Here is a 6,130-nt window from a genome sequence, read left to right on the forward strand (position 1 = left end):
CTTCACTTCTTGGATGCCTTATATTGGGTGTACCAGTAGTTGGCGTCCTTCATCGCATCCTTCACCGCGAAGTATGAGTACCCACCAACCCCCAATGTGGTTGAAGCAAAGAAGAAACACAGGGCCATCACGATAGAGAACTTGGTGTGGCTGACACCTTTGCTCCCCTCCAGGCTTTCCCGAACCACTTTCACCAGTTTCTTGGCCTCGGTATCTCGCACTTCGACAAGGGCGGTTTTCCCCTCCTCAACCAATCGCTCAACAGTCTGCTCGGCATCTTCGACGGCGCTCGCGATTTTCTCAATGCTGATCCCCATTTCACCAGGTATCTGCTTCACCGCGAGCACCAGCGGCTCCGTCATCCGTTCAAGCACTGCCTCAGTAGCAAACACTACGCTGAATATTGGGTCCTCTCGGGACACCTTTATATTCAGTTCAGCTAGGGCCCGCTTGCGAACCTCGTCCAGCACATCCGCCTGGCGTTCACTCATCGTCGATCACCTCCCTGCCGAATACCTTGTCCAGCTCGGTGAAGATATCGTTATACACTCGGCAAATTCGGCTCTTCGCAATAACTCCGAAGTCCTCGGACTGCTTAACCTCCTGTAACGTCAAATGTGCCTCTAGAACATTACGAATGTCTGCCGTGAAGGCGTCGCTGTTCCTGTCAATGACAGGACATATTCCTTGGATTATGTCTGAATTGCCCAAGATCAGCTCTGTCTTATCAAGTGGCTTCCCATCAAAAACGGGAACTCCCCAAAATTCATTCTGCCAGACCACCACTTTAGTGTTACTTTGCTCGGCGCGTATCATTTCAATGAGACGCTCCAGGCCATTAAAAGTATCATCCTTCGCTTGGCCAGCCGTAATAACAGTGTGGATATATAGCTGCTTACCTGCATCCTGGAGCGCCGACAACATACAGTTGTCACTGATGAACTTGAGCATCGGAATGAAAGTAGATGCGCCGTTATCAACGATGCAAACATCATCCGTGGATAAAAGCTCTTCAAACAGCGGATCAAAGAGCTTTTGAGAAATCACACCACCTTCCATGATCTTTAGCAAGCTGACATTAAGCGCCGCGAATTGGTAGAACGAACTGTTCACCGGATCAGTATCAGCACATGCCACGTTATATCCGCGCTCGATAAAGTACTGCGCCAAAGCGCTAGCGCTAAAAGACTTGCCGACGCCGCCCTTACCTTGAAGAACAAGATGAGAAGTATTTTTCATTGGATAATCCACTATAAATAACGGCGACCTTAGCCGCCGCACAGTTGAAGTTATTCAGTTTTCGCCAAGGTGACCGCTAGAACGGAATGTCGTCGTCGAAGCTGTCGTTGTCCTGGGCAGGCGGCGGCGGAGGGGAGGTCTTTCCTTTGCCCTTGTCGTAAGTCCCTCTCGCTGGTGGCGAGGGTGATGTTGGTCACCGCATTGCCGTTGGGCATGTAGCGGGTTTCCGGGTCACCACCGACGTTGCCAACCAGGATCACTTTGTTAACTCCACGTGCCATCTGTATTACCTCTCTCGTTCAAATCGATAGAAAGGGCGCGCATGGGTCTGTCCTGCATCAGCCCCCAATCGCGCCCAGCTGTCATCGTTGTTCCACTCGGCCACAACTTCTTCGAGGGAATGGCCGCTCACCATTGCCATGCGACACTCCTGCACCCGGCATTCAATCGAGTGCGTGAGATCTCCTGCGCCGCCAGGCAGAGTCCTGACGGTTGGTCGTTGGTGGCATACCGGGCACCCCTTGATACGGTCCTGTTTCATGGATGAAGTCCCAAAGTCGTAGGGCTCTGCCCTACTACCCGCTCTCGCCGTCGAGGACTCGGGAGCATGGGCGATGAAGCTGCCCTTGCTCCCGGTCGAAGGCTGTTTCTTTCCAGTTGGCGTCAAGTGTTCGCTGCGCCCGTGCCTCCGTTCAGCGGGTCGATGAAGCCGACCCGCCGAGCCGGGGGCGCGGCACCTGACGCGGTTGCTGATGTTTTTGAGGGGGGGGGGGAGGGCAGAGCGTTACGCGTAACGCTTCCCGTTGGTCTTGCTGGCCTTGCTGGTCTTCGGAAAATCGAACGCAACCTTTCCTTGGCCATCGAGGCGCAGGGCGGCGTCGAAGGCCTTGCCCTCTTTGTTCTTGAAGCCTTTGATCAAGCTGGTCTTGCCCTTGCTGAGTAGGCTTTCGAGGTGACTGGTGGTCAGCTCTTTCCCAGCGATGCTCGGGTACATGCGAAACTCGCACCCCTTGCACCCCACCACCTTTGCCGTCCTTACCAGCTCGCCACCGCACATGGGGCAGCGCGCCGCCAGCGGCTCGACCCCAGCACGTCCGGCAATGGGCATGTCGCCGAGATCGATCGTGCTGATCTGCTCACCGATGAAGGCCTCCAGCTCGTCCAGGAAGGCATCGACGGACAGCTCGCCACGCTCGATCATCACCTGCTGCTCATGCCACAGCGCCGTCATGTCGGGGGTCGTTGCGATCCGCGGTAGCGCCTGGATGAAGGCCACTCCGAGGGCCGTCGGAACCAGCTTCTTCTTCTCGATCGTGTAGAAACCGCGCTCCTGCAGCTTGCCCAACATCGCCGCCCGGGTGGCAGGGGTGCCGATGCCGCCACGCTCTCCAGCCTTGCCATCGTCGCGGTCCAGCAGCAGCGCCTTGATGCGAGGATCCTGCACGTATTTGGCCACCTGCTTCAGGTCTTTCAGCAAGGTCGCCTCGGTATACAGCGGTAACGGCTTGGTCTTCGCCTTGGAAACCGATACATCCAGGCAATGGCCTTGCTCCCCTCCAGCGAGAGCCGACAGTTCCTCGAACTGCGTAGCCTCCACCTCGCCCTCGCCCTCATCCTCTTCGCCGGCCTGGCTCGCCTCATCGGCTACCTCGCGCAGCAACTGGGTCCAGCCCGGCGCTGTAGTCTTGGTCGCGCTGGCCTCAAACACATGACCCTGCACATCAAACAGCGCCTTCACGGCCAAATACCGCTTCTCGCTCATGAACTGCACCAGGTACTGCCTGACGATCGCCAGGTAGACCGCTTGCTCGTCGGCGCTCAGCGCCTTCATGTCCACCACTACCGCGGTCGGGATGATCGCGGTATGCGCCGACACCTTCGAATCGTTGAAAGCCCGTCCCTTACGTCCTGGGTCAAGCTGCTCGAAGGTCGTCCGCAGCTCCGGTAGTGCTTGCGATAGCGCCGCCAGCGTTCCCGGCGCCTCGGCATGCTGCTCGGTGGACAAGTAGTTGCAGTCCGAGCGGTTGTACGTGATCGCCTTGTGCTTCTCGCGCAGCACTTGGGTGATCGCCAAGGTCTTTTCCGCATTGATCCCATGTTCACGGCTCATCTGCGCCTGCAGGTCCAGCAGCGAAAATGGCAACGGTGCGACCTGCGATTTCTCTTCCTGGACGACCGACACGACTAGGCCCGGCTGGCCGCGACACGCGTTCGCGATGCTGTTGGCATAACTCTCTTCGAGGATCCGCCCCTTTTCGTCAGTCGGCGCGTCATCCGCGACCAGCAGGCGCCCCCGGATCCGCCCCTTAAAGTCCAGCGCTGCCGATACGTTGTAGTAGAAAGAGCCCTTGTGAGCCGTGTGTGCGAGATATCGACTCACGATCAGGCCCAGGATCGGCGTCTGCACCCGCCCCACCGACAACACTCCTCGGCCCCCCCGCGCCTGAACCGCCAGGCTGTACGCCCGCGTCATGTTGAAGCCGTAAAGCTGGTCTGCGATGCTCCGCGCCTGGCCTCGCAACGACAGCCCAAGGAACTCGCTGTTGTCGCGTAGATTACCCAGCGCCTTCCGTGCCGCGGCGGCGTTCAGGTCGTTGATCAGGATCCGCTTCACCGGTCGACTGTTGCCGAAGTAGGCCAACACCTCGTCCACCAGCAACTGCCCCTCTTCATCCGGATCACCGGCATGCACGATCTCATCGGCCTGGGCGATCAGCTGGCCGACCACATCCAACTGGTCAGCTGTTCCAGGAATTGGCTGATATTTCACCGGCCGCAGCTTCAGCGGCAAATCCTCCGCATTCCACTTCGCGTACGCCGGGTTGTGCACTTCCGGCGGGGCCAGTTCGAGTAGGTGCCCAACGCACCAGGTCACCACGTCCTGACCACACTGGATACTGCCGCCTCGACGTTGACCGCCGCCCAGCGCTTCGGCGATCACCTGGCCCAGCTGGGGTTTCTCCGCTATGAACAACCGCATATAACCTCCTTAGTCTCCATCCTGCCCCTGGCCGAACAACGCGCAGCCGGCCCCGCGGTACGCCGCGAGGGCTACCGGTGAAGCGGTCCAGGGGGGATGACGTAGAACGAATCAGCCGGGGACGCGGCCGTACTTGTTGAGGATCTTCGACTTCGCGGCCGGGTCAGCGCCGAGTGCGCGAGCAGCTGCATCGGGGTCAGCCTCGGAACAACCGTTCAGGTACTGTTTGCGCTTCTCGAACGTCGGGTTCGGCTTGAACTTGCCTTTCTTCCTGACCTGGATGCTGAAGAACTTCTTCTCCGCCGCCCGACACTCACTGCCCCCACTGTTGCCGGTCGTCTTGCCGTACATGCACAACGCCACTTCGCAGGCGCTCATCGCCTGGGCCCCCGAGGAGAGTCCCACTGCTCCCGCGAGGGTCAGCGTTACCAGTAACTTTTTCATGGTCACCATCCTTTCACGACGCCGAACGACGCGCCCGACACCGCTTTGCTGGTCCCGATAGCGCCGCGGAACGTGACCACGGTCGAGTCGTTCACGTAGTGGTTCAAGCCGATGGCCATCGCCGAAGCGCTCTGCACCGTCCCCATGCCGAAACCGAACTGCGAGCGGCCGAGATCTTTTGGCCCAATGCCTATCGCCGCGGTGGCCATGGCCAGCGCGCCGATCGCACGGTACTCCTGCCGCATCTGCTGGTTCTCTTTGCGGACATAGTTGTAGGCGCCGGCGAGTGCATCGTTGAACGAGTTGTCGAGTGCATCGATGCGCTGGTCGGTGTAGTGATTCGCACTGTTCAGCGTGTTCACGTCGCCGGCGTACATGTCCTGCCGGATTGCCACTTCCCGGCTGTCTGTGTACTGGTTTGCGCTGTTGAGCGTCTGCAAGTCAGCGGCCTGCATCTGCGAGAGATTCACGGCGTCGGTGGCGGCCGTGCCGGCACGAACGTTCGTGATCTGCCGCTCGCCGCCGGCGGCGCCGACAGACACGGTGTTCGCGCGATCGGCAACCGACCCCGCACCGAGCGCAACGGATCCTGCAGCGGTCGCGCTCGATCCTTTGCCTACAGCGACCGAGCCGTCCCCGGCCTCTACTCCGCGCGCGACCGAGTAATCCTCAGTATGGCTCTTGGCGCTGGCCAACGTCGCGGCGTCACCATCCGCCCGCGCCTGGGCCTCGGCATCGACGCGCTGGTTGGTGTGGTCCTTCGCGCTGGCCAACGTCGCGGCGTCACCTTCCGCCCGTGCCTGGGCCTCGGCGTCGACGCGCTGGTTGGTGTGGTCCTTCGCGCTGGCCAACGTCGCGGCGTCACCTTCCGCCCGTGCCTGGGCCTCGGCGTCGACACGGCTGTTGGTGTGGTCCTTCGCGCTGGCCAATGTCGCAGCGTCGCCATCCGCCCGCGCCTGAGCCTCGGCGTCAACACGGCTGTTGGTGTGGTCCTTCGCGCTGGCCAACGTCGCGGCGTCACCATCCGCCCGCGCCTGGGCCTCGGCGTCGACACGCTGGTTGGTGTGGTCCTTCGCGCTGGCCAACGTCGCGGCGTCACCATCCGCCCGCGCCTGAGCCTCGGCGTCGACACGGCTGTTGGTGTGGTCCTTCGCGCTGGCCAACGTCGCGGCGTCACCATCCGCCCGCGCCTGAGCCTCGGCGTCGACACGGCTGTTGGTGTGGTCCTTCGCGCTGGCCAACGTCGCGGCGTCACCTTCCGCCCGCGCCTGGGCCTCGGCGTCGACACGGCTGTTGGTGTGGTCCTTCGCGCTGGCCAATGTCGCAGCGTCGCCATCCGCCCGCGCCTGAGCCTCGGCGTCAACACGGCTGTTGGTGTGGTCCTTCGCGCTGGCCAACGTCGCGGCGTCGCCATCCGCACGCGCCTGGGCCTCGGCGTCGACGCGCTGGTTGGTGTGGTCCTTCGCG

5 protein-coding genes and 1 pseudogene are annotated in these 6,130 nt (G+C 61.0%); all 6 read right to left on the bottom strand.

What is annotated here, in order from left to right; translation table 11 throughout:
* Positions 1–2: 2 nt before the first annotated feature.
* Positions 3–491 (bottom strand): hypothetical protein, encoded by a 489-nt coding sequence (locus VQ067_RS33475; RefSeq protein WP_033995777.1) that lies wholly within the window; start codon positions 489–491, stop codon positions 3–5.
* On the bottom strand, positions 484–1,239 hold the full coding sequence (locus VQ067_RS33480) for a nucleotide-binding protein (RefSeq protein WP_033995779.1): 756 nt from the start codon (positions 1,237–1,239) through the stop codon (positions 484–486). Before VQ067_RS33480 ends, VQ067_RS33475 begins: the two co-directional genes overlap by 8 nt.
* 137 nt (positions 1,240–1,376) lie before the next feature.
* Positions 1,377–1,520: pseudogene (gene ssb, locus VQ067_RS33485) on the bottom strand (single-stranded DNA-binding protein); the annotation flags it as partial.
* Between the two features lie 503 nt (positions 1,521–2,023).
* On the bottom strand, positions 2,024–4,219 hold the full coding sequence (locus VQ067_RS33490) for a type IA DNA topoisomerase (RefSeq protein ID WP_126071767.1): 2,196 nt from the start codon (positions 4,217–4,219) through the stop codon (positions 2,024–2,026).
* 111 nt (positions 4,220–4,330) lie between these two features.
* Entirely contained in the window at positions 4,331–4,663 is a 333-nt protein-coding gene (locus VQ067_RS33495) for a TrbM/KikA/MpfK family conjugal transfer protein (RefSeq protein ID WP_033949823.1), read from the bottom strand.
* A gap of 2 nt (positions 4,664–4,665) precedes the next feature.
* On the bottom strand, positions 4,666–6,130 hold a 1,465-nt coding region (locus VQ067_RS33500; protein WP_340081069.1), incomplete at its 5' end, for a YadA-like family protein.

It is taken from the genome of Pseudomonas sp. KBN12P06040 (assembly GCF_037574965.1).
Classification (GTDB): domain Bacteria; phylum Pseudomonadota; class Gammaproteobacteria; order Pseudomonadales; family Pseudomonadaceae; genus Pseudomonas; species Pseudomonas aeruginosa.